General features: G+C 62.4%; 20 protein-coding genes. 11 read left to right on the forward strand and 9 right to left on the reverse strand.

The features are described from left to right. From RYH70_RS06470 to RYH70_RS06490, 5 genes are all read left to right on the forward strand, one after another. Entirely contained in the window at positions 1-1,677 is a 1,677-nt protein-coding gene (locus RYH70_RS06470; protein ID WP_317009957.1) for a VRR-NUC domain-containing protein, read from the forward strand. Continuing rightward, entirely contained in the window at positions 1,674-3,947 is a 2,274-nt protein-coding gene (locus RYH70_RS06475; RefSeq protein WP_317009958.1) for a helicase C-terminal domain-containing protein, read from the forward strand. Before RYH70_RS06470 ends, RYH70_RS06475 begins: the two co-directional genes overlap by 4 nt. A gap of 122 nt (positions 3,948-4,069) precedes the next feature. After that, positions 4,070-4,687: a QsdR family transcriptional regulator gene (locus RYH70_RS06480; RefSeq protein ID WP_063141765.1), complete on the forward strand. Its 618-nt coding sequence runs from the start codon at positions 4,070-4,072 to the stop codon at positions 4,685-4,687. A 36-nt stretch (positions 4,688-4,723) separates the two neighbouring features. Continuing rightward, on the forward strand, positions 4,724-5,716 hold the full coding sequence (gene surE, locus RYH70_RS06485) for a 5'/3'-nucleotidase SurE (RefSeq protein ID WP_063141763.1): 993 nt from the start codon (positions 4,724-4,726) through the stop codon (positions 5,714-5,716). A gap of 16 nt (positions 5,717-5,732) precedes the next feature. Beyond that, on the forward strand, positions 5,733-6,446 hold the full coding sequence (locus RYH70_RS06490; RefSeq protein ID WP_317009959.1) for a hypothetical protein: 714 nt from the start codon (positions 5,733-5,735) through the stop codon (positions 6,444-6,446). 342 nt (positions 6,447-6,788) lie between these two features. On the opposite strand, the gene RYH70_RS06495 is transcribed toward RYH70_RS06490, so the two are convergent. Further along, complete coding sequence (locus RYH70_RS06495; RefSeq protein ID WP_284455308.1) at positions 6,789-7,610, reverse strand: PaaX family transcriptional regulator C-terminal domain-containing protein; 822 nt, start codon at positions 7,608-7,610, stop codon at positions 6,789-6,791. A 103-nt stretch (positions 7,611-7,713) separates the two neighbouring features. On the opposite strand from RYH70_RS06495, the gene RYH70_RS06500 reads away from it, so the two are divergent. Then, positions 7,714-8,502, forward strand: coding sequence for a crotonase/enoyl-CoA hydratase family protein (locus RYH70_RS06500; protein ID WP_080530647.1), 789 nt, complete (start codon positions 7,714-7,716; stop codon positions 8,500-8,502). Here RYH70_RS06500 and RYH70_RS06505 read toward each other — a convergent pair. From RYH70_RS06505 to RYH70_RS06525, 5 genes are all read right to left on the reverse strand, one after another. Further along, positions 8,499-10,076 (reverse strand): c-type cytochrome, encoded by a 1,578-nt coding sequence (locus RYH70_RS06505; RefSeq protein ID WP_317009960.1) that lies wholly within the window; start codon positions 10,074-10,076, stop codon positions 8,499-8,501. The two genes, RYH70_RS06500 and RYH70_RS06505, sit on opposite strands and share 4 nt — an antisense overlap. Positions 10,077-10,538: 462 nt before the next feature. After that, entirely contained in the window at positions 10,539-11,675 is a 1,137-nt protein-coding gene (locus RYH70_RS06510) for a thiolase family protein (protein WP_022995479.1), read from the reverse strand. Between the two features lie 2 nt (positions 11,676-11,677). After that, positions 11,678-13,060 carry an MATE family efflux transporter gene (locus tag RYH70_RS06515; RefSeq protein WP_055099101.1) on the reverse strand — a complete coding sequence of 461 codons (1,383 nt, stop codon included), beginning with the start codon at positions 13,058-13,060 and terminating at the stop codon, positions 11,678-11,680. A gap of 6 nt (positions 13,061-13,066) precedes the next feature. Then, entirely contained in the window at positions 13,067-13,516 is a 450-nt protein-coding gene (locus RYH70_RS06520; RefSeq protein ID WP_317009961.1) for a PaaI family thioesterase, read from the reverse strand. 3 nt (positions 13,517-13,519) lie between these two features. Next, complete coding sequence (locus tag RYH70_RS06525; protein ID WP_022995482.1) at positions 13,520-14,128, reverse strand: TetR/AcrR family transcriptional regulator; 609 nt, start codon at positions 14,126-14,128, stop codon at positions 13,520-13,522. A 260-nt stretch (positions 14,129-14,388) separates the two neighbouring features. On the opposite strand from RYH70_RS06525, the gene RYH70_RS06530 reads away from it, so the two are divergent. The 4 genes from RYH70_RS06530 to RYH70_RS06545 all read left to right on the forward strand — a co-directional run bounded on the left by RYH70_RS06530 (position 14,389) and on the right by RYH70_RS06545 (position 18,105). Next, on the forward strand, positions 14,389-14,772 hold the full coding sequence (locus RYH70_RS06530) for a DoxX family protein (RefSeq protein WP_022995483.1): 384 nt from the start codon (positions 14,389-14,391) through the stop codon (positions 14,770-14,772). A 290-nt stretch (positions 14,773-15,062) separates the two neighbouring features. Continuing rightward, entirely contained in the window at positions 15,063-17,039 is a 1,977-nt protein-coding gene (locus tag RYH70_RS06535) for a hypothetical protein (protein WP_317009962.1), read from the forward strand. A gap of 133 nt (positions 17,040-17,172) precedes the next feature. Further along, positions 17,173-17,949: a hypothetical protein gene (locus RYH70_RS06540; protein ID WP_080530649.1), complete on the forward strand. Its 777-nt coding sequence runs from the start codon at positions 17,173-17,175 to the stop codon at positions 17,947-17,949. 27 nt (positions 17,950-17,976) lie between these two features. Continuing rightward, positions 17,977-18,105, forward strand: a complete 129-nt coding sequence (locus RYH70_RS06545; protein ID WP_255346276.1) for a hypothetical protein — start codon at positions 17,977-17,979, stop codon at positions 18,103-18,105. A 39-nt stretch (positions 18,106-18,144) separates the two neighbouring features. Here RYH70_RS06545 and RYH70_RS06550 read toward each other — a convergent pair whose 3' ends face one another. Both RYH70_RS06550 and purT read right to left on the reverse strand, forming a co-directional pair. Then, complete coding sequence (locus RYH70_RS06550; protein WP_022995486.1) at positions 18,145-18,555, reverse strand: NINE protein; 411 nt, start codon at positions 18,553-18,555, stop codon at positions 18,145-18,147. Next, positions 18,552-19,733: a formate-dependent phosphoribosylglycinamide formyltransferase gene (gene purT, locus RYH70_RS06555; RefSeq protein WP_022995487.1), complete on the reverse strand. Its 1,182-nt coding sequence runs from the start codon at positions 19,731-19,733 to the stop codon at positions 18,552-18,554. The genes RYH70_RS06550 and purT overlap by 4 nt, the downstream gene beginning before the upstream one ends. A gap of 174 nt (positions 19,734-19,907) precedes the next feature. Here purT and tadA point away from each other — a divergent pair, with 174 nt between their 5' ends. Further along, positions 19,908-20,354, forward strand: coding sequence for a tRNA adenosine(34) deaminase TadA (gene tadA, locus RYH70_RS06560; RefSeq protein ID WP_026949027.1), 447 nt, complete (start codon positions 19,908-19,910; stop codon positions 20,352-20,354). Positions 20,355-20,430: 76 nt separating this feature from the next. Here the strand turns inward: tadA and mltF are convergent, their stop codons facing one another. Beyond that, the gene (gene mltF, locus RYH70_RS06565; RefSeq protein ID WP_284455301.1) at positions 20,431-21,837 is read right to left on the reverse strand and encodes a membrane-bound lytic murein transglycosylase MltF; all 1,407 of its coding nucleotides are present in this window, start codon (positions 21,835-21,837) and stop codon (positions 20,431-20,433) included. Positions 21,838-21,921: the final 84 nt, after the last annotated feature.

Genomic DNA, 21,921 nt, shown 5'->3' on the forward strand with positions numbered 1-21,921 from the left:
ATGACCAGTACATCTCGTCCACTCACTGCCGATCTCGCCGATCCGCTCTACTACCTGCACAACTTCCAGACCGTGCTGGATTGGGTGGGGGAGCGCCATGGCGATCTGCTGGCGCCGGAGGAAATGGCATTCCTGGATGCCTTTCGCGCTTTGCCGGAGCCCAGCCGTGCCTTGCTGGCGCGGATGGTGATGCGCAAGGGCGAGTACTTCCGCCGGGACCGGCTGGGCTACCGCGAAGTTGGCGACACGGCTACCGCCATGGCGCCGCTGATCAGCGCGGGCTGGGTTGATGGCGACCCGCTCCTGACCTTGGAGACGCTGTTTGCCCTCTGTACCCGTGATGAGTTGAAGTCGGCTTTGCACCAGCGCCTGGTGGAGCGGGGCCTGGCGCTGTCGGCGCGCAAGACGCTTTGGCTGGCGGCACTGCGGGAAGACGACGATCAGGCCCGTACCGCGAAGGCGTGGGGCTGGGACGGTGTGCCGGTCTATCAGTTGCGCATTCGGCCGCTGTGTGATCGGCTGCGTTTGATGTTTTTCGGCAACCTGCACCAGGACTGGTCCGAGTTCGTGCTCGCCGAACAAGGCACCTTCCTGTATGAAACCGTGACCTTGTCCCGCGCCTCGCGTCCCTTTCAGAGTCGCGAGGAAGTGGATGCCTATCTCGATCTGGCCGCTTGCCGGGAGCAGTTCGATGGCGATGGCGATCTGGAGGCGTTGGAACAGGCGCTGCTGCCGCGCCTGGAAGCGTTGCCGGATAACCCGTGGTTGCGCGAGCGCGGACATAAGTTGTTGTTCAAGGTGGCGCGGGAGAGGGAGCGGCGTGGCGAGGAACAGGCTGCCCTGGCTTTGTATCAGCGATGCCATTACGCCGAGGCCCGTGCCCGTGAGCTGCGGGTCCTGGAAAAAACCGGCCGCTATACCGAGGCTTACCAATTGGCCCGGAGCGCCGAGGCGGAGCCCCGCAATGAAGCGGAGTGGCAGCAGGTGCAGCGGGTGTTGCCCCGTCTGCAACGTAAACTCGGGCATCCCGTGCAGCGTGCCGGAGCAATACCGACGCATCATGAGTTCGAACTGACGCTGCCGTATTATCCGTGGGTGGAGCTGGCGGTGAGGAACCATATGCGGACCGCCTCGGAGCCGGTCTACTACGTGGAAAACACCCTGATCAACAGTCTGTTCGGGCTGCTGTGCTGGGAGGCGCTGTTCGCGCCCCTGCCCGGTGCCTTTTTCCATCCATTTCAAAGCGGGCCGGCGGACCTCTATCGGGACGATTTTGTCAGCCGCCGCCGGGATCTGTTTGAACAGGCGCTGGCGCGCCTGAATGATGGCAGCTATCGCGCCGTGATCCTGCAACGTTTCGAGGAAAAGCAAGGGCGTTTGTCGCCGTTCCTGTTTTGGGATGCGCTCGATTCGGAGCTGCTGACTCAGGCATTGGACTGCATTCCCGCCGAGCATCTGCGCCTCTGCTTTGAGCGACTGCTGGCCGATCCGCGCGCCAACCGCTCGGGGTTACCGGATCTGATTCAGCTATGGCCGCGACAGCGCCGTTATCGAATGGTGGAGGTGAAGGGGCCCGGCGATCGTCTGCAGGATAATCAGCGGCGCTGGCTCGACTATTTTCAGCGGCACGATATTCCGGTGGCGGTGTGTCACGTGCGTTGGCGGGAGACGGAGTGAGCCGCTATACCGTGGCGGTGCGCGCCCTGGCGGAGTTCACCGCCAAAAGCGGCGACCTGGATTTGCGTTTCACCCCTTCGCCCACCGCTCAGGAGGGCATTGCCGGGCACACCACCGTCACCGGCCGTCGCGGTGAGAGTTATCAACGGGAAGTACCCTTGGCCGGTGACTACCGCCACTTGCATGTGCGTGGCCGGGCCGATGGTTACGATCCCCGCCGTAACCGCCTGGAAGAAATCAAAACCTTTCGTGGCGATCTGGAGCGGCAGCCCGCCAACCATCGGGTGTTGCATTGGGCGCAGTTGAAGATATACGGCGCTTTGCTGTGCCGTGAGCGCGGCCTGGACCAGGTGGAACTGGCGCTGGTTTATTTCGATGTGGTCAAGCAGAAGGAAACGCCGCTGCGGGAAGTCCACGAGGCGGAGTCCCTCAACCGTTTTTTTGATGAACACTGTGAACGTTTCCTGCAATGGGCGGACCGTGAGCTGGCCCATCGTCAGGCGCGGGATCAGGCCTTGACCGCCTTGGCTTTTCCGCATGCCCGGTTCCGTTCCGGCCAGCGTGAACTGGCGGAATCGGTGTATCAAAGTGCCTGCACTGGCCGGCCACTGTTGGCCCAGGCGCCCACCGGTATCGGCAAGACCCTGGGGACCTTGTTTCCGCTGTTAAAGGCGGCGCCGGGGCGAGTGCTGGACAAGGTGTTTTTCCTCAGCGCCAAAACGCCGGGACGAAAGCTGGCGCTGGACGCGGTGCGCACGCTCACCGGCGACGGCACGATGCCGTTGCGTACCGTGGAAATGATTGCCCGGGAAAAAAGTTGTGAACATCCGGACAAGGCTTGTCATGGGGAATCCTGTCCGCTGGCGGCGGGCTTTTATGACCGTCTGCCCGCCGCCCGGCAAGCGGCGGTCGAATCACCGATACTGGATCGTCGGCAGCTCCGCGAGGTGGCACTGAGGCACCACATCTGCCCCTATTATCTGAGCCAGGAAATGGCGCGCTGGAGTGATGTGGTGGTGGGGGACTACAACTACTACTTCGATCTTTCCGCGCTGTTGCACGGGCTCACCACGGAAAACCAGTGGCGCGTGGCGGTGCTGGCGGACGAAGCCCACAACCTGGTGGACCGTGCCCGTGGCATGTATTCCGCCGAACTGGATCAGATCGCCTTTCGCCGCCTGAAAAAACAGGTGCCGAAATCCCTGAAAGGCGCGTTCGAACGCATCCACCGGCACTGGAACGCGCTAAATAAAGAGATCGAGGAAGCCCAGCCTGACACCGACTATCGCGTTCATGATGATCCGCCCCAGGGATTTCTTTTCGCCTTGCAGCAGGGCGTGGCGGCGATCACCGATTATCTGGCCGAACAACCGGAAGCTCTGGACAGCGATCTGATCCGTTTCTATTTCGATGCGCTGCATTTCAACCGGGTGGCGGAACGATTCGACAGTGATGCCTTTCTGTTTGACAGCCACTGGCGTGCTCCGTCCCGTGGCCGGCCCGGTTCGTTTTTGTGTTTGCGTAACGTGGTGCCGGCGGCCTTGCTGGCGCCGCGTTTTGAAACCGCTTCGGCGGCGGTGCTGTTTTCCGCCACGCTCAGCCCGCCCCGTTACTATGCCGATCTGCTCGGGCTGCCGGACACCACCGCCTGGGTGGATGTGCCGTCGCCGTTCCGGGCGGAGCAATTACAGGTGCGCATCGGCCACCGCATCTCTACCCGTTACCGCGACCGCCGGGCCTCTTTGGCGCCGATCGCCGCGTTGATCGGTGATCAGTTCCAGCAGCGCCGTGGTAATTACCTGGCGTTCTTCAGCAGCTATGAGTATCTGGAAGGCGTGCTCTCGGTGTTCCGCCGGGCCCATCCGGACGTGCCGGTCTGGTCCCAGCAAAGACGCATGGACGAAGAGGCTCGTCAGGCGTTTCTGGATCGCTTCGAAGAAGGCGGGGAAGGAATCGGGTTCGCGGTGCTCGGCGGCGCCTTCGCCGAAGGCATCGACCTGCCCGGTCGGCGCCTGATTGGCGCTTTCGTGGCGACGCTGGGGTTGCCGCAGATGAATCCGGTGAACGAACAATTCAAGACGCGTTTGGCGGCGCTGTTTGGCGACGGCTACGACTACACCTATCTGTTCCCGGGGCTGCGCAAGGTGGTCCAGGCGGCGGGGCGGGTGATCCGCACCGGCGATGACGAAGGCGTGGTGCATCTGATCGACGACCGCTTTGCCCACCCCAGGGTGCGAGCGCTGCTGCCATCATGGTGGCAGTGCGGCTGACACCCTTGCTCACGGCACGCTACCGATAACACGGGGGATGGCAATTGACAGAGGAGGGAAAGGACTTCTAGGATGAATGCGACATTTAATAAAAATGACGCATTAAAGAATAAATTTGAAAAATGATGCATAACGATACCCCACTGACCCGCGCCCTTACTCAGCAGGAAGCAAAAGTACAGGCGACGCCACTGGATGCGCTCAAGCTCGCCCGCAAACATTGGCTCGAACATTCGCGCCTCAATATGGGCTCACTGGCGGAGGAACTGGGCGTCAATCGGGCGACGCTGTTCCGCTGGGTCGGTAACAAGGACCTGTTGCTCGGGGAAGTCCTGTGGTCGTTCTATCGGGTGCTGTTCGATCAGATTATCGAGGATGCGGAAGGTGACGGTGGCGAGTACCTGGCGTGGGCCTGTGAGCAGGTGGTGGTGCGTATCATGGAAAACGAGCCGCTACAGCGTTTTATCCGCCAGGACACCGAATACGCAATCCGGATTCTGACCTCCAAGTCCAGCATCATTCAGGGGCGCTCCATCGAAGTCATTCGCGGCCTGCTGCAAAGCGAGGCCGACGCCGGCCGCTGGCGGTCGCCGATCCCACTTGCCGAACTGGCCTACCTGATCGTGCGTGTCGGCGAGTCCTTTCTTTATGGCGACATCATCAGCGGCCACGACACCGCCATGCCGCACGCCCGTACCGCCTTCCGTTTATTGCTTGGTGCTCAACAACCGGCGCCATAACACAGACGAATTACAACAAGATCGGGAGAGATCACGATGAAAAAGACAGGTGTTTTTATCACTGGCTGGACAGTGGCGAAATACGCGGCGGGAATCGGCGTTCTGGCCTTGTCCACGCAGGCGGCGGCGCTGAACATCATGCTGGTCAATGACGATGGCTGCGCCGCGCCGGGGATCAACGCCCTGGCCGAGACACTGCAAAGCCATGGGCACACCATCACCATGTACGCTCCGGCCGGACCGCAAAGCGGTCAGGGGTCGCGGCTGACGCTGCCCAGTGGTGATTGCGGTGTGCGTTTTGAAACACTGACCTCGGACCTCAAAGGCGATGAGCCCGCCGCTGGCGGCTACTGCGTCAGTGCGGTGTCAGTCTCCAACGGTGAAGACTGCGGCACCGTGGATCATTTGCCGATGCCGTTTCTGGAACTGGGCCAGCGCGTCAGCGCGAGCCCGGCGGACAGTGCCTATGTCGGATTGCGCTTGATGGGCGAGGCGCCGGATCTGGTGGTGTCGGGCATCAACTCCGGAGAGAACGTGGGCCGTTCCACGTTGCATTCCGGTACCGTGGCGGCGGCGGTCTCTTCGGTGCAAAGAGAGGTGCCCGCCATCGCGGTCAGTCTTTCCGTGCGTTCCGATAATTACGCCGCTGCCGCCGCTTTGGTGGCGGACGTGGTGCGGAAGCTGCAGGATAACGCCAAAGGGGACAGGTTGTTGCCACCGGGAGTCGCGCTCAATATCAACTATCCGGCGGGCACCCCCAAAGGCCTGTTGTTCACCGACGCCGGATCACACTCCACGTTATCCATTGATCTTCAGCCACAGGAAGACGGTACCGTTTCCCTGGACGGTTATGTGTTCGATTTTGCCAGTCAGGACATTCCCGCCGAGGAGATCAGTGAGGAAGGCATCGCCCAGCGTGAAGGGTACATCAGCATCAGCACGCTCCATGCCAGCTTCAATGGTCCCCGGGCCGCCAAGGCGCTGACCCGGGTTTCCCTCCATGGTATTGGCGACGCCGAAACCGATTGAGCCGGAGGGTGGAACGATGAGCAAATTGAAATCTCTTGGCGTTGCGTTGTTGGCGTTGTCGCTGACGGCATGTGGCGGCAACAGCGGTGATCATTCTCCCGCTGGCACGCCGGCGTCCCTGGCTGGCCTCTATCAAGGCGCTTTCTTTGCCGACGACGGCGGCGCCAACTGGATCACGGCTCTGGTACAGGAAGATGGCACCGCGCTGTTGGCGTTTGACGACGAGGCCGATGGCGCCCGGATTCTGCTGGAAGGCCAACTGGATGACACCGGTTTTGACGGCATCGCGGAACAGGACGGAAAGGCGGGCGAACCGGTGCATTTTACCGATGACGATGCCGACGCCGCCGTGGTACGCGGTGAACTATCACTGGGAGACCTCAACGGCACCTTCGTGTTACAGCGCGATGAGAAAAGTATCGCCGACGACCCGCTGGCGGGGGACTACGTGTTCGTGGACGAGAAGGGCACGTTATGGTCGGTGCGCATTAGCGATCAGGGCCTGGTGTCGGCGCAATCGGGCGACTGCGCCTTTGAGGGCAGTGTCACCACGGCGGGCAGTGGTGATCCGGCCTCGCTGGCGCTAACCGCCGGTGCCTGTGGACCCTTTAGCGCCAGCGCCAACGGTGCCCTCTATCTGCAGAACGCGGTTATCGGGGAACGGGACGCGCTGCGGGTGGTGGTGTCGGCTCAACAGCAGCCCCACGACTATTTGTGGTTCCGTGACTAGGGCCTGTTCACCCTATTTCCACCGCGCCTGTTGCGGCTAAAACGTCACCAATCCAGGCACGAGGAGAGAAGTTTGGTCGTTCCAAATGAACGACGAGTAACGCGGAGTGGTGACGTTTTAGCCGTAACCCGAAGGGCTGGAACCCTTTTTACCTCCCGCGTCGTTGTCGGTTGCTCATTTGGAATGACCAAACCGCGCCCTCCGCCTGGCTGGAGGCAAAAAAGGGCATCCAGCAGGCGCGATGGAAATAGGGTGAACAGGCCCTAGCCGGGGCGGATAAGCAGGAATCCGGTGGGGCCGTGTCGGAAGTGGCGGTCCTGCCGGTGTTTCCCCCGCCGTTGATCAGCCGTCTTCCAGGAACCGCGCCCACAACGCTTTGGCTCTGACCTGATAGGCGCGCACCTGATCGATCAGACGATGACGTGCATCGCCGCCCATCAGGGCCTCGGGCAGCAGCGGATCATGAATGATCAGGCGAATGGCGGCACGCCCCAGCAACAGACTGTCGCGGGCAGCCTGTGCCAGTGGCAGCGTGTCCAGGGTCGCCTCGCTGGTTCTCAAGCGTTGGCCGATAGTCTCATAGGCCGAGGTCATTGCCCGGGTATCCCACTGTGCCCGAATCAGTGCTTCATCCTGCCCGGACAACGCACTGACGCCAAAGACCCGTGCCGCCGGAGCCATACCCAAGCGTTTCAAATCCTCCCGCACCGTCGCGACGCCACCGATCAGGTTGTCCGGGCGCAGCCACAGGCCGCTGTTCGCCAGGGCACGAAATCCCCTCAACGCCAACGCCCGTTCATGACGGCGCCAGGCGACTTTTTCCCGTCTTGGCACGGCGGCGTCGATGACACCGATCCAGCCGCCATCCCAGGCCACCGCCTGTTGCTCCTTGCGTAGCCAGTTGCGCACATCCTCGATAAGAGAATTGCCCTGGGGATTGAGCGCGTAAATTCCGCGCGCGGGGCTGGTGATCTTGCCATGACGCAGCAAACGATTCACCGCCACCCGCACGTTCTGCGGCCGCAGGCCGCAGGCCTCGCCCGCCCGGCACAGCGCGGCAATCGACAGCTCCCGGGCATCGTGGGTGGATAGCAGATCAAGCACCAGATCCGAAGCGGTCGGTTCCATGCCTTCAATGTAACTGAGTTTTACCATGTTGGACATTTAGTGAAATATATCCTAGCTTCGAAAAATTGCATTTTGGTGCGGCAAATGGCGCGCGGCGCATGCCTCAAAACCGTACAGACCTCAAACCAGGAGACAACCCATGTCCAATTCGCCGGTTATCACCCACACCGAGGGTGCGGTTCGCACGATCATCATTAACCGCCCTGATAAACGCAATGCCGTGGACCGGCCCACCGCCGACGCCCTGCGTGCTGCTTTTGAAGCGTTCGAACAGGATGACAGCGTTCATGCGGCGGTACTGGCCGGGGCCGGCGGCAACTTTTGCGCCGGCGCCGATTTGTCCGCCATGGGCGATGAGCAGCGCCGCAACGAAGTGGAACCCGAAGGCACCGGTCCTGGCCCCATGGGTCCCTCGCGCATGCTGCTGAGTAAACCGGTGATCGCGGCGGTGTCAGGTTATGCCGTGGCGGGCGGCCTGGAGCTGTCACTGTTGTGCGACTTGCGCGTGGCGGAAGCCTCGGCGGTGTTCGGTGTGTTCTGCCGCCGCTGGGGGGTTCCGCTGATTGACGGCGGTACCGTACGGCTTGCTCGAATCATCGGCCAGGGGCAGGCACTGGACATGATTCTCACCGGTCGCCCGGTGCAGGCGGATGAGGCGTTGCGCATGGGGTTGGCCAACCGGGTGGTGGCGGACGGCGACGCCCTGGCCCAGGCGCAGGCCCTGGCCAGGGAGATCGCCGCGTTCCCGCAGCGGTGCCTGCGCGCGGACCGCCTTTCCACCTATCAGCAGTGGGATCACGATCTGACGGAAGCCCTGCGCCGTGAGGGCGCCGGCGGCTATCCGGTGGTATTCGCCGAAGCCATCGCCGGGGCACAACGCTTCGCCCGGGGAGCAGGGCGCCACGGCAGCTTCGACGATCACGGCTAGCGGCCGGTGGTCCTCTCCTTGCGCCATTGCTCCAGGGTTCCCGGCGCGCCCAGGTGATAGCCGTTCACGGTTTTACCGTAGTAATCCATGGCCCGGTTGCCGTGGAAGTCTTTAATGGTGGCGTCGAGATCCCCTTTGAAGCGCGGGTCCTGTGGCCGTGGCTGGCTGGTGATGAACGCGGCCAGATCCCAGGCCTGCTGTACCGACAGACTGCCCGGTTTGCCCAAGGGCATGTTGGCCTGGATAAAGGCGGCGGCGGTGTTGACCCTGTGCATGCCGGCCCCCCAATTGAAGGCCTGATCTCCCCACAGCGGCGGGAATTGGTAGCGGCGTTTCGCCAAAGCGGTGCCCTGGCCGTCGTCGCCGTGACACAGCGCGCAATGCTCCGCGTACAAGCCGGCCCCCCGTTCCGGTGAGAACGGCTGCGCCGGCTTGTCCAGTTCCGGATAGCCCCGGCCCGGCAGAGCTTCCCCGGTGGGGGTGCTCTTGGATTGCCAGAACATGAAACTCATCAGATCAACAATGACCTGACTGTCCGCCGCCGGCGCCTGTCCCGCCTCGGAGGCCTGGGCGTTTTGCGAATAGGTGAAGCAACCCTGAAGGCGTTCCGCCATGGTATTCACCTTTTGGTTCTTGCTGCGCCAGGCCGGGTACTGTCCCCAGGCCGCCCACATTGGTGCGGCGTTGGCCTGGCGGCCGTTGTTCATGTGACAGTTGACGCAGCTCTGGCTATTGCCCACGTAGCGGCCGGCTTCGGCATCGGTGCTGGTGTGGCGGAAAATATCCGCGCCGCGACGCACCGAGGCACCGAATTCGTTATCGGGTAGATCCTCCAACAGCGGCGGCTGGAAGTAATTGTTGAGGGCGTCGGCGACACGGGGTGCCGGATCCGGCCGGGCATGCTCCGGGATCTCCCCAGCGGTGGGCAGGGCGGCGAGATAGGCGGCGACTTCCTTGATTTGTTGCTCGGTCATGGCGTTTGCCACTGCCGCCATCAGCCCGCCGGCGTCGTTTTTGCGTTGCCCGCTTTGCCAGGCCTTGAGCTGGGCTTCCAGATAACCGGCATGTTGCCCGGCCAGCGCCGGGAAGTGGTTGCCCACCCCACGGGCACCGTCACCATGACAGGCGACGCAGGCGGGCTGATTGGCCTGCCAGTGTCCATTCACCACCCAATCGCGCCCTGGCAAGGCAGCGGCCTTGTCGCTGCTTTGCTGATCGGTTTGACCGGAGCCGGCATCGAGGCCGGCGTAGTACTCCGCCACTGCCTGGATCTGCTCGTCGCTGAGCGCCTTGGCGATCGGCGCCATGATCGGATTGGCGCGCTTGCCGCTGGCGAAGTCATGCAGTTGCTTGGCCTGATAGTCGGCACTGAGGCCGGCCAGGGAAGGGAAGCCGCCGGCCGCGTTGCCGCGGCCATCGGTGCCGTGGCAGGTGACGCAGGGTGGCGCGCCGCTGGCGCCCTGACGGGCCAGGGTTTCTCCGGAGTCGGCGCCGCGAGCCGCGAGGGCTGAAACAAACAGAAAGGGGATCAAGCTGAGGCGTAGCGCCCGCTTGCTGGCAAGTGAAGCTGGCATGACGGAACTCCCTGGCGTGCGGTCAGAGCGAAGGTCCTGACCGAAAAAGCCCACAATAAATGTATTGATATAAGCTTATATTAAAACGCGATTAATAATGAGGCAAAGGAGTTGACGCAAAATCTGGCTTGGGGGCTTGGGGTTCCCTCTGCACGGCGCTACAGAACCGCTGTGGGAGCCAGCCTGCTGGCGAATACGGCCCTCCAGCGTGACCCATTGCTTGCAGCGGCCCGCCGCCCGGACAAGCTCCCACAGCGGCCTTGTAGCAATGTCTGAATGGAGGCTCCAAAGACCTTAAAGATGGCCGCCATAAAAAGCCCCCGGCGACCCCGGTGCCACGGCCGTGGAGAGGACGATGGCGGAGCCATCACCGTGGCGTTGTCTCTGGCGCGTAGTGGGAACGCCAGGGACGCCGGGTCGTCGGAGTAACGGACGAAAAGGTGGGCGCCCGCGAACGGGCTGTTACAGGGCCTCCAGGATGGTGGCGATGCCCTGGCCGCCGCCGATGCATTGAGTGGCAAGGGCGTAGCGGGCCTTTTCCCGCCGCAGCAGGGTGGCGGCTTTGCCGGTGATGCGCGCGCCGGTGGCGCCCAGGGGGTGGCCAAGAGCGAGCGCGCCGCCGTCCAGGTTCACGGTATCCGGGTTCAGTCCCAGATCGCGGATGCAGGCCAGGGCCTGGGAGGAGAACGCTTCGTTGATTTCCACCACGTCCAGTTGCTCCACACTGAGACCGGCCCGTTGCAGTGCCTTGCGGGTGGCGGGAATCGGACCGAGCCCCATTACCGCCGGGTCGCAACCGGCGGTGGCCACGGCGCGGATCCGGGCGCTGGCCGGCAGATTGTGGCGCTGGGCGAAGTCATCGCTGGTGACCAGCACGGCACTGGCGCCATCGGTGAGCGGTGAAGAGGTGCCGGCGGTGACCACGCCGTTTTCATCAAACGCCGGCGGCAGTTTCGCCAGAGCTTCCAGAGAGGTGCCGGGACGGATGCAGCCGTCGTCCTCGATCCGGTTCGCGCCCGTTCCCGTATCGATGGCGATGATTTCATCGCGCAACAGACCGCCGTCCCGCGCGGCGGCGGCCTTGCGGTGGGAGACCAGAGCCAGTTCTTCCTGCTCGGGCCGGTGGATTTCATAGCGTTGCGCCACGTTCTCGGCGGTGCGTCCCATGGATACGTAAGCGTCGGTATGTTCCCGCAACCAGGGGTTGGGGGAGAAGTTGAAACCGCCCTGGGGCACCATGGACATGCTTTCCACGCCCACGCACAGGTAAGCGTCACCGATGCCCGCCTCGATCTGGGCGGCGGCGATATGGATGGCGGACATGGACGAGCCGCAAAAGCGGTTGATGGTCATGCCGCCGACCTCCCGGGGCAGGCCTGACAACAGCCCGACGATGCGCGCCATGTTGTTGCCCTGGGCGGCCTCCGGGTAGGCGCAGCCAAGAATCACGTCCTCCAGCAGCGACGGATCCAGATCGGTACGGGCGAGCAATCCCTTCACCACCTGGGCGGCGAGATCATCCGGGCGTACTTCGGCGAGCGCCCCTTTGCGGGCGAAGTGGAACGGGGAACGGGCGTAGCCCGCGATAACGGCTTTCATGATTATCTCCTGATCAGCCAGGGAATACTGTTGACCGCCGCCAGTGCCACCAGGGAGGCGGCCATCACCGCGCACAGGGCCACCAGATCGCCGGGAAACAGTGTCGTCATCAGAGTGCCGCCGATGCCAAGAACAGCAAGGCGGGTCAGACTGGCGGCGATCGGCCACTGCATACGGCCGACGCCTTGGGAAGCGAAGTACAGCGCCATGCCGACGCCGAAGAAGCCATACACCGGTGCCACCGTGCGCAGGTAAATGGCGCCGGTGGCGATCGCCTCGGCATCGTCGGTGAACAGGCCGAGCCAGGCGGTGGGAAAGGCGGCGGCGAGCAGGCCCACGGTGCCGGTGGTGGCGGCGGTGAGGGCGGCGCCGATCCAGGCGATGCGACGGGCGCGCTGGATCTGGCCAGCGCCCATGTTCATGCCGACCATGGCCACCAGGGCGGTGCCGAAACCGAAGCTGAGCGGGATCTGCAGGTATTCGATACGAATACCCAGGCCGAAGCCGGCCAGCGCCGTCATCCCGGTGCGGGCGACGAAGAAGGTGGCCACCACCACGGACAAATTGGAGAACACGGTGTTCAGGGCGGACCACAGGCCGACGCCGAGGATCTCCGCGAACAGGGTTTTGCGCAGCGGTGCCCGCAAGTCCAACCGGACGCCGCCATGGCCGCGCATCAGGGCCACCGCCAGAATCGCCGTGGCGATCAGATAATAGGCGGCCAGCGCCAGACCAGCGCCGGTAATGCCCATACCCGGCAGTGGACCGATGCCGAAGATCAGCAGCGGCGACAGCACCAGCAACAGCAACACGCCGCCGGTGAGCACCAGCGCCGGCATCAGCATATTGCCGGCGCCGCGCATTACCGCCGACAGGCCGTTCATCAGCCACAGAAAGGTGACGCCGGCGAACAGGGCGTTGGAGTAGGCGAGGGCGGCGTCCAGGGCCTGGCCGCGGCCGCCGAGCAGGGCGTAGAGAGCGGGACCGGAGCCGATCACCACCGCTGAACAGAGCAAACCCAGTACACCGGTGATGACCACCGCGTGCAGAGCCAGGGCGTTGGCCTTGTCGGCATCGCCGGCGCCGAGGGCGCGCGCCACCGCCGAGGAAATACCGCCGCCGATGCCGCCGCCGGACATCATCATCATGAGCATCACCAGTGGGAACACCAGTGCCGCCCCGGCCAGGGCGTCCACGCCGATCAGGCCGACGTAGTAGCTTTCCAGAAAGTTGGCCAGGGCCTGAGCCAGCATCACCACCAGATTGGGTAGCGCCAGTTTCAGTAACGTAGGCAGTACCGGCGCGTGCAGGATTCTGCGTGCCCGCTCTCCGGCATTCGAAGGGGGAGCGGACAGGGGCGCGGTGGCGACGGCGGCTCGGTTCATCGGCGTTTACCGTTGCATTACCAGCAACGTTGAGGTGGCGCTGGCATAAAGGCGGCCCTCGCTGTCGGTGAGGCGGGCCTCGGCGAAGGCCAGGCGGCGGCCCATGGTAATGATCTTGCCTTCCGCGCGTACCGGGCCGGTGTCCTTGGTCATGGCCTTGTGGTAGGCCACTTTCAGTTCCGCGGTGGTGTAGGCCTGATCCACCTCCAGGTTGGAATGCACGGCGCAGCCGCAAGCGGAATCCAGCAAGGTGGCGGCGTAACCGCCATGGACGGTGCCGATCGGGTTATAGACTTTTTCACTGGGCGAGCCTTCGAACACGACCCGTCCCCGCTCCACCTCCACCAGAGTGAAGTCCATGGTTTGGCCGATGCCGGCGCGGAGATCCTTCTCCATCATCATCTGCAGTGTTTCCAGGCCAGTCATGGCTTTCAGGGCGGTATTGGATTGATTCACGGTTTACTCCTTGGCGGGCTTCCCGGAGGAAGCCGGGGTTGCGGAAGCGGTGGCGCCGAGCAGTTGCTGGCGTACCGCGTCGAGAATTTCGCTGGACAGTTCCGGGTCATCCACGGCGCGGGACAACACCAGGGCGCCGACCAGACTGGACGCCGTGGCCAGGGCCCGGCGCCGGCGGTTGGCGCGACGGCCAGGGAGCCAGTCGGCGATCATGTCGGCGAACTTGCGGAAGGTGCCGGTATAGGCGTGGCGCACTTCCGGCGTTTGCCGGGCGGTATCCACCGAGAGCGCGGCGAACAGGCAGCCGTGGCCGGGCTGGTCGCGATGGCGCGGGCTCAGGTATTGCTCCACCAGTACCTGAAAGGGGGGTTGCTGGCGTTTGGCCGTGAGGCGTTCCCATCGGGTACGGATATCGCCGGAGGAGGCGCAGGTTTCCGCCATCAGCGCTTCCTTGGACTCGAAGTGCCCGTAGAAGCCGCCGTGGGTGAGGCCGGCGCTTTTCATCAGGTCCGCCACGGCCACGCCGTCGTAACCTCTTTCCCGAAACAGCCGGGAAGCCTCGGTGACGATTCGGCGCCGGTTGGCGGCGGCTTGTGCTCGGCTGACACGCATGGCGGTCCTCCTTTTTTGATGATGGATATAATTTATAAATGCATGATGGGTATCATGTAAATGATTTTTTATGACCGCCGTCCGTGGCGGTCACCCTCCGGGCCGTCGCTTAAGCAACGTTAAAAATCGTTCCCGACGATTTTTTCTTGGCGCCGTGGCGGGCGTGGCTGCCGGTTTGTGTCATGGGTGTCTTTCCTTCGTGGCGGGAAACCCGTTCAATATCGGTACATCACCGATCAACAGAGGACGAGGAGAACGCCATGAACCATCCGGATCTGGGGAAACTGATCCTGCGCTTGAGCCTGGGCGGCATGTTGCTTTTGCACGGGATCTCGAAAATGCTGCATGGCGTGGGCTGGATCGCCGGCTCGCTGCAAAGCATGGGATTGCCCGGTTTTTTTGCCTACGGGGTGTTTATCGGCGAGGTGATCGCGCCGCTTATGATCATCGTTGGTTATTACACCCGGGTAGGGGCGGCATTGATCGTCGGCAACATGCTGGTGGCGTTGGTGCTGGTGCACATGAACGAGCTGTTCGCGATCAATGACAACGGTGGCTGGGCGATTGAGTTGCAGGGATTCTATCTGTTCACCGCTGCGGCGTTGTTCTTCCTCGGTGCCGGCAAGTACGCAATGAGGAATTGATGGGCCCGGCCTTGGAATACGCTTAAACGCAACCACTGTTCGCTGGCCGGCAAGTTCGCGGCAGCATCATTGTCACTTCCACTAGACTCTTCATTCAGAAGCGAGCCGGAGGAGTTCCTCCGGCTCGCAATAAGCCTCCAGCATCTTTCAGCTCCCCCCCCTAAATAGGGAAGGGTATGGGGTGGAGGGGTGGTTTATCCTCGCACGAAAAGCACACAGTTCTTGTTGGGAAAAAATCAACTTCAGGGCTGTTGATAATTCGAACAATCCATCGGCTGGAGGCCAGTGCCGTGCGATTACCCTTACGACGTTTTCCATTGAGAATAAAATCGGCAAGCCAGGTCGGGCTGCTCATGTTGTGCTCGTTGGTACTGGTGAATTGCAGTTGCGATGAGCAACCCGAAATTGCTTGCAGCTTATCCGATTGCTGGGCTGAGGACGGTAACTGCCAGCTCGAGGTGTGGGTGTGGGAAGGTTATCCCATTGTCAAGGCATTGCCGATGGGGCCCGATGCGCTGGTGTATGAAGGGAAAGATAAGATAGATGAGACCTCGATAGCTCTTCGGGAACAGTTCAGAGTGGTGGATTACTACACCTATTCGTACACCCCCGTTGATCCCTCTGACGGAGCATACGGCTATCTTTTGCAGACTCAGGATGCACTAGGCCGAATTCATCAATGTACGGGCACTCTACCGGCAACCAGGCAGGGAATGAACAGTTTGAGCGTGGCTCTTCAAGAGCCCTTCCTGGTTTTGGATAACGAAAGCGGGCCGGTGCCATTGCCCGAATATTGGGTGGACGGACCTCTTTCCGAGGTGGCGGAGGGCTCATGGTCCGCCAATGAGCCGGACTGGGCCATCATTGAGGAAGGCGGTACGCAATACCTGCGGTACATGGGAACGGCAAGGGAAGCCAGCAGCCCCAGCGCCGCGACCTTGACGGTATCCGCCACCGGCTCCGACGGTACGAGGGACTCCGCATCGGTGGCTCTGGCCGCCCGTTACGTTCATCCGAGTCTGGAACTTAATCAGGAATACGCGCTGCCCGGAGACGACATCGTCGCCACTTATTGGAGTGGTTTGGATGATAATGGAGAGACGGACGGCAACGGCGCAACCTGGGAATTGCTGCTGACGCCGGAAGGGGGGCAAACGGTGGATAAGTCCTCCGAGCTGCTGACCACGGCGCTGCCTGAAGAAAGACACTTTGTTGCCGGGGAAGTCGGCCGTTATACCGTTAAACGAACCCGTGCGGGCACGGATGGCGACGTCACATTGAGCGAGGTGGTCACGGTGCTTGAGCCGGTCGTGAATGTGGTGTTTCGCCCGCCGCCGGCAATCATCAATATGGGGGAGCTGGTGCTGTTCGATGCCAGTGGCTCGACGGTACCTCCGGGAGCGGAGTTGTGGTGGGCGGTCACGGAACGTCCCGGCGGAAGCAGCGTGGAGATGGTGCCCGACGTCAACGCCAAGAGGGCGACCCTGACTCCGGACGTAATGGAAGGGACTTATACCGTCGAAGCCCGATTGAAGTTGCCGTCCCGGCCGGATCCAATTATCAGCAGCCAGTCGTTTTCCTTTGTTTCCACGCCCGTGGCCGGTCCGGTGACCGATGAGACGGAGCACTGGGTTGGTGACGAGGTATCCTTCGATTTGGACCGCTCATCTTATCCTGGTGGTTCTTCCTTCAAGTACACGCTGAGCTCCGCGCCGGAGGGGAGCAACGCGGAATTGGTGATTTCAGCGGACGGTACGCAAGCCAGTCTGATAACGGATGTGGCGGGGGGTTACGAGGTCGAACTGACCATCACCAATGCCGAGGGGGAAACCTCCAGCCATGTCACCTCGATCACCGCGGAAGAATCCAGTGCCGTTCCTCTGATTTTGAGCAGTGCCTTGCCGGTAGTCGACGACGATGGCGACCTGAGCGTTATCGTTATCGATATCGACGGGGACAATCGTTTGACGGCCACCGCCGCACAGCCCGCGGTGGGGCCGGACACCGCCCTATTTTTGTATGGCTATTGGTCCGGAGAAAACTCCGCCAACCTTTACGACAGCAGTGGCGAGCCCTTTGCTCTGGTGAACCTCGAGAATGGCGCGGTACTCGATGCTGATGTCGGCCATACCATTCAATTGAAGCGGGATAACGGCGCTTACTACCAACTGCAAGTGACGTTCGAGACCGGCGATATGGAAGGTGACGCGACCGTCACCGCACTGAGCGGCTATTACTGCGGTGAATCCTTGAGTGATTGTCCCTGAACGGGGGATCGATGAACGGAATCGGGTGGATAAAATGAACTACATCAAATTGGCATTATCGATCACCTTGCTGCTCCCCCTTCTGTGGGGGTGTGGAAGTGATGACCTCAGTAGCTCGGGAGGTGGCGACGTTGTGCAACCTGAGCCGGAGCCCGGGCTGGATATTTCCGATGTGGAATTGACGGCGGAGGAGAAGGCGCTGTTGGCAGCCATCGAAGACAACATCCAGGGCGACCGCTACGCGGAGGCGGCGACGGACATCGTGGCACTGCTGGAGGCTCACCCTGGCAGCGAGCAGATCAAAAGACTTTATTCGGATGTCCTTGCCATGCAATCGGGCATGGCGCCATCGGAATTCGCCATCAAGGTCGGCGCGGTGCCCATTCAAATGGCCGATGAGAACGGTGACAGGATCGAGGTTTTTTCTTCCATGGCTTTGCAGGACATCCTCATTGAGCAGGCGGCGGTCGAGGACAGTGATAATTATCGGGTGCGTTTTCTGAATGGACGCCAGGCCCTGCGACTGCGCCTGGAAGGCGAGACGGTCTCGGAATTGCCTACCCGGGAGCAGGCCGATATCGGTGTCATGGCGTCGATTCACGCTACCCGTCTTGCTTATGCGGCGGTTGGTGGCGCGGCGGAATTCGAATACCTGGAAGAGAACCCGGAAGAGCTGGAAAGTGCGGTGGCCGGGCATTTACCCGAAGTCGAGCGGGAACTGGTGGAGACCCTGAAGGTGGTTGTCGAGACCTCGGAAGCCGTTCATCAGCACTATCCGATACGGGAACTGAAAGAAAACCCGGTAGGCATGTCGATGGCAAAGAATGCGTTCGCCAATACCATGTTGGATGACGGCGCGCTATCCACCGAAGAAGCGATGGAGCTCTATCACTTCGCCGGCGGAGGGTAGACGCTTCAGGGGGAAAGGAGGAAAGCCATGAGAAGAAAAAGACCGCTACACCGTATCGTGGCAAGAGTACGGGGAGGCCATTTGTTGGGTGACTTGTTGCTGACGGCGACACTGGGGACCTTGGCCGCCGGGGTGGTGCTGGTGCTGGCCGGTTAGGGCGCCGCGGAGAAACCTCGCCGCCCCTTCCGAATCCATTCAGGTCCAGCGCTTGCGGCTGTTGGCGGTGGCGATTTGCTCGTTGAGAGTGAGGAAGTCGTAGAGAATGCCCAGCCCGAACAAGCCCAGGGTCAGCAGGTATATCAGCCCGGTCACCCATTTGCCCATATAAAAACGGTGCAGGCCGAAGACGCCAAGGAAGGTCAGCAGCAGCCAGGTGATGTTGTAATCCACCGGGCCGGAGACATAGCGATGATCGGCGTCGCGGTCCATGGACGGGATCAGGAACAAATCGACGATCCAGCCGATGAAAAACAATCCCAGGGTGAAGAACCAGATCACGCCGGTAATTTGCCGGCCATAGTAGAACCGGTGTGACCCCATGAAGCCAAAGATCCAGAGGGCGTAGCCAATGATCTTGCTGTGGGTATCGTCAATCCGCGGGTTCATAGATTTACCTCGATATTGGTAATCACGGTGTTGGCTTTGACTCTCGCGCTTTCGATGCTATCCGCTTTCGCCAGAGCGACGCCGAGGCGGCGGCTGCCATGCACCTCCGGCTTGCCGAACAGGCGCAGGTCGGTGTCCGGCTCCGCCAGGGCCTGATCCAGATTGCCGTAGCGCATGGTTTCCGAATCGCCTTTTACCAGCAGTACCGAGGACGCGGACGGACCCCGCTGTTCGATATTCGGTATCGGCAGCCCGAGAATGGCGCGGGCGTGCAGCGCGAATTCGGAGAGGTTTTGTGACATCAAGGTTACCAGACCGGTATCGTGAGGGCGTGGTGACACTTCACTGAACCAGACCTGGTCCCCGCGCACGAAGAACTCCACACCGAACAGGCCCCAGCCGCCCAGGGCGGCGGTGATGGCGCCAGCCTGGCGGCGGGCTTCCTCCAGCGCCGCGTCGTTCATCGGCTGCGGTTGCCAGGATTCACGGTAGTCGCCGTCTTCCTGGCGGTGGCCGATGGGCGCGCAGAAATCGGTGCCATTGCGGTGCCGTACGGTGAGCAGGGTGATTTCGTAGTCGAACTCGACGAACCCTTCGACGATGACCCGGCCCTGGCCGGCGCGGCCGCCGGATTGGGCGTACTGCCAGGCGGCGTCGATCTGGTCCTCGGTTTTCACCAGGCTCTGCCCCTTGCCGGAGGAGGACATCACCGGCTTGATCACGCACGGCAGGCCCACTGCCTTCACCGCCGCCAGGTATTCGTCCTTGTCACCGGCGAACCGGTAGGGCGAGGTAGGCAGGCTCAGCTCTTCGGCGGCGAGGCGGCGAATGCCCTCGCGGTTCATGGTCAGCCGCGCTGCCCGGGCAGTGGGGATCACGGTGAACCCTTCCTGCTCCAGAGCTTCCAGTTCGGCGGTGGCGATGGCCTCGATTTCCGGCACGATCAACGCCGGGCGCTCTTCTTCCACCACTGCCCGCACCGCGTCCGCGTCCAGCATGTCGATTACGTGCCAGCGCTGCGCCACCTGCATGGCCGGCGCCCGCGGATAGCGGTCCACGGCGATCACCTCGCAACCCAGGCGGATCAGCTCGATGGCCACCTCCTTGCCCAGTTCACCGCTGCCCAGCAGCATCACGCGGGTAGCGTTGTCGGAATAAGGGGTACCGATGGTGGTCATGCCGTCTCCTCATCGAACAAATCGTCGAAACAATGGCTTCCGCGGGGGCCAACCCCGCCTGGATGAACAAGATTGTAGCGAAAAGCGCCGCCATCGCGAGGGAAGAGTTTCACCCCGGCGCCGTCGCGCCTACCATTGGCGCCGAAAGCATCCCAATCAACCCCGGGCGGACAAGTGGACGATCAATATTGGATGGCGCGGGCGCTGGCCCTGGCGGAACGCGCGGCGGAGCAGGGCGAGGTGCCGGTGGGCGCGGTGCTGGTGCGTGACGGCGAGATCATTGGTGAGGGCTACAACAGGCCGATTCTCAGCCATGATCCCTCCGCCCATGCGGAAATTGGCGCATTGCGTGATGCCGCCGCCCGCGCCGGTAACTACCGGCTGCCGGACAGCACCCTCTACGTCACCATCGAGCCGTGCACCATGTGTTTTGGCGCCATGATCCACGCCCGGGTGGCGCGATTGGTGTACGGCGCCCGCGAACCTCGTGCCGGGGTGTGTGAAAGCCAGTTGGGATTGCCGGAGAGGGATTTCTACAACCATCGCCTGGAAGTCACCGGCGGGGTGCTGGCGGACCAGGCGTCGCAACTGATGCGGGACTTTTTCCGGCGCAAACGATGAGAGAGGCAGGGAACAGTTAATAGCGAAAGACAAACGAATCGCGGCTCGTGAGCCGCGATTGGCTTTTATTGAGCGGTTACTCCGCCGCTGCCACCAGGGTAGGGCGGTGGCGTTCGGAGTTTTCCGCCCACACCAGCAGGTCGTAGTAGCCGCGTACGTGGCGCACATACGCCACCGCCTGGCCGCCACGGGCGGGGCCGTAGCGCAATTGGCCGGCATAGGCGGGTTTTGCCAGCATCGGCAGACGCTGTTTCACGTCTTGCCAGCGATCCGGATCGCCGCCCTGCTTCTGGGTCAGGACCCGGGCATCTTCGAGATGGCCAAAGCCCACATTGTAGGCGGCCAAGGCCAGCCAGGTGCGGTCCGGCTCGGCGATGCGTTCGGGCATGCGGTCGTGTAATTTGCGCAGGTAAGCGGCGCCGGCGTGGATGCTCTGGGCCGGGTCGGTGCGGTCGGTGACGCCCATTTCCCGCGCCGTCTGATTGGTCAGCATCATCAGGCCCTGCACACCGGTGGGGGAGATGGCGCCGGCGTCCCACAGGGATTCCTGATAGGCCACCGCGGCCAGCAGGCGCCAGTCGAAGCCGGCGTCTTCGGCGGCATCGCGGAAGGCATTGGTGTAGTCAGGCAGACGGTCGTCCAGGTGGCGGATAAAGCTGCGCGCGGAATACAGATCAAACCGTTCCACATGGCCGTAGAAGCGCTTGGCCAGCTGTTCGGTGGCGCCAATGGCGTTTTGCTGGGTCAGATAGCGTTGGGCGGCTTGATACAGGCTGCCGTCGCTGCCGGGGGCGAAGGCCCAGGCCAGCCCTTGATCCGCGCCGACGGTGAAACCGGCCGCCAGATCCGGGAACAGACCCCGGTGTATGGCGTAATCGTTGGAATTAATCAAGGCGTAATCGGCTTCGCCTTCCTCCACCCGGGCCAGTGTTTGCTCCACGGTGGTGCCGGTGTAGACATCCAGCGTCAACTCAGGCTGGGCGGCCCTGGCCTGCTCCAGCAGATCGGCGTTGCTGGAACCGGACACCACGGCGACGCTCTTGCCGTCCAGATCAACAAGGGTATTGGGGCGCGGTTCGCCGAGCCGGTACATCACCAGGGTATCGACTTTCTGATAGGGGGTAGTCAGCCGCAACTGCTGGCGGCGCTGCTCGGTGATCACCAGCCCGGCGGCGGCGAAATCGGCCTTGCCGGCCAGCAGCAGCTTCTGCACGGTTGCCAGGTCATCGGCTTCCACCAGACGTAACTTAACGCCCAGCCGCTCGGCAAAGCCGCGGGCCAGTTCGTATTCCATGCCGGTGGAACCGTTTTCATCGCCGTAAACGGTGGTCAGGGATGGGCGCGTGACCACTACCAACTCGCCGCGGGCCTGGATCCGTTCCAGGGCGGTGCCGGATGGGCGCAGAAACAGGCCCAGGATCAGTGCGGCAAGCAGCACCAGGGGTGCCCATGCCAGCAGTTTACGGCGTAACCGTATCGTCATGTCCTTGCTGCCTCCTGGGGTTGCCAGATAGGTTGGAAGCGCCCATTGCTTGGTTTTCGGGGCTTCCTCGGTTCCGGAAACGGT

It is taken from the genome of Alloalcanivorax xenomutans (assembly GCF_032810065.1).
GTDB classification, from domain to species: Bacteria; Pseudomonadota; Gammaproteobacteria; order Pseudomonadales; family Alcanivoracaceae; genus Alloalcanivorax; species Alloalcanivorax xenomutans.

Excerpts from the sequence above, each read along its gene's own strand:
- RYH70_RS06470 (WP_317009957.1), top strand. The coding sequence starts at position 1 with ATGACCAGTACATCTCGTCCACTCACTGCCGATCTCGCCGATCCGCTC.
- RYH70_RS06480 (WP_063141765.1), top strand. The coding sequence starts at position 4,070 with ATGATGCATAACGATACCCCACTGACCCGCGCCCTTACTCAGCAGGAA.
- surE (WP_063141763.1), top strand. The coding sequence starts at position 4,724 with ATGAAAAAGACAGGTGTTTTTATCACTGGCTGGACAGTGGCGAAATAC.
- RYH70_RS06490 (WP_317009959.1), top strand. The coding sequence starts at position 5,733 with ATGAGCAAATTGAAATCTCTTGGCGTTGCGTTGTTGGCGTTGTCGCTG.
- RYH70_RS06495 (WP_284455308.1), bottom strand. The coding sequence starts at position 7,610 with ATGTCCAACATGGTAAAACTCAGTTACATTGAAGGCATGGAACCGACC.
- RYH70_RS06500 (WP_080530647.1), top strand. The coding sequence starts at position 7,714 with ATGTCCAATTCGCCGGTTATCACCCACACCGAGGGTGCGGTTCGCACG.
- RYH70_RS06505 (WP_317009960.1), bottom strand. The coding sequence starts at position 10,076 with ATGCCAGCTTCACTTGCCAGCAAGCGGGCGCTACGCCTCAGCTTGATC.
- RYH70_RS06510 (WP_022995479.1), bottom strand. The coding sequence starts at position 11,675 with ATGAAAGCCGTTATCGCGGGCTACGCCCGTTCCCCGTTCCACTTCGCC.
- RYH70_RS06515 (WP_055099101.1), bottom strand. The coding sequence starts at position 13,060 with ATGAACCGAGCCGCCGTCGCCACCGCGCCCCTGTCCGCTCCCCCTTCG.
- RYH70_RS06525 (WP_022995482.1), bottom strand. The coding sequence starts at position 14,128 with ATGCGTGTCAGCCGAGCACAAGCCGCCGCCAACCGGCGCCGAATCGTC.
- RYH70_RS06530 (WP_022995483.1), top strand. The coding sequence starts at position 14,389 with ATGAACCATCCGGATCTGGGGAAACTGATCCTGCGCTTGAGCCTGGGC.
- RYH70_RS06545 (WP_255346276.1), top strand. The coding sequence starts at position 17,977 with ATGAGAAGAAAAAGACCGCTACACCGTATCGTGGCAAGAGTACGGGGA.
- RYH70_RS06550 (WP_022995486.1), bottom strand. The coding sequence starts at position 18,555 with ATGAACCCGCGGATTGACGATACCCACAGCAAGATCATTGGCTACGCC.
- purT (WP_022995487.1), bottom strand. The coding sequence starts at position 19,733 with ATGACCACCATCGGTACCCCTTATTCCGACAACGCTACCCGCGTGATG.
- mltF (WP_284455301.1), bottom strand. The coding sequence starts at position 21,837 with ATGACGATACGGTTACGCCGTAAACTGCTGGCATGGGCACCCCTGGTG.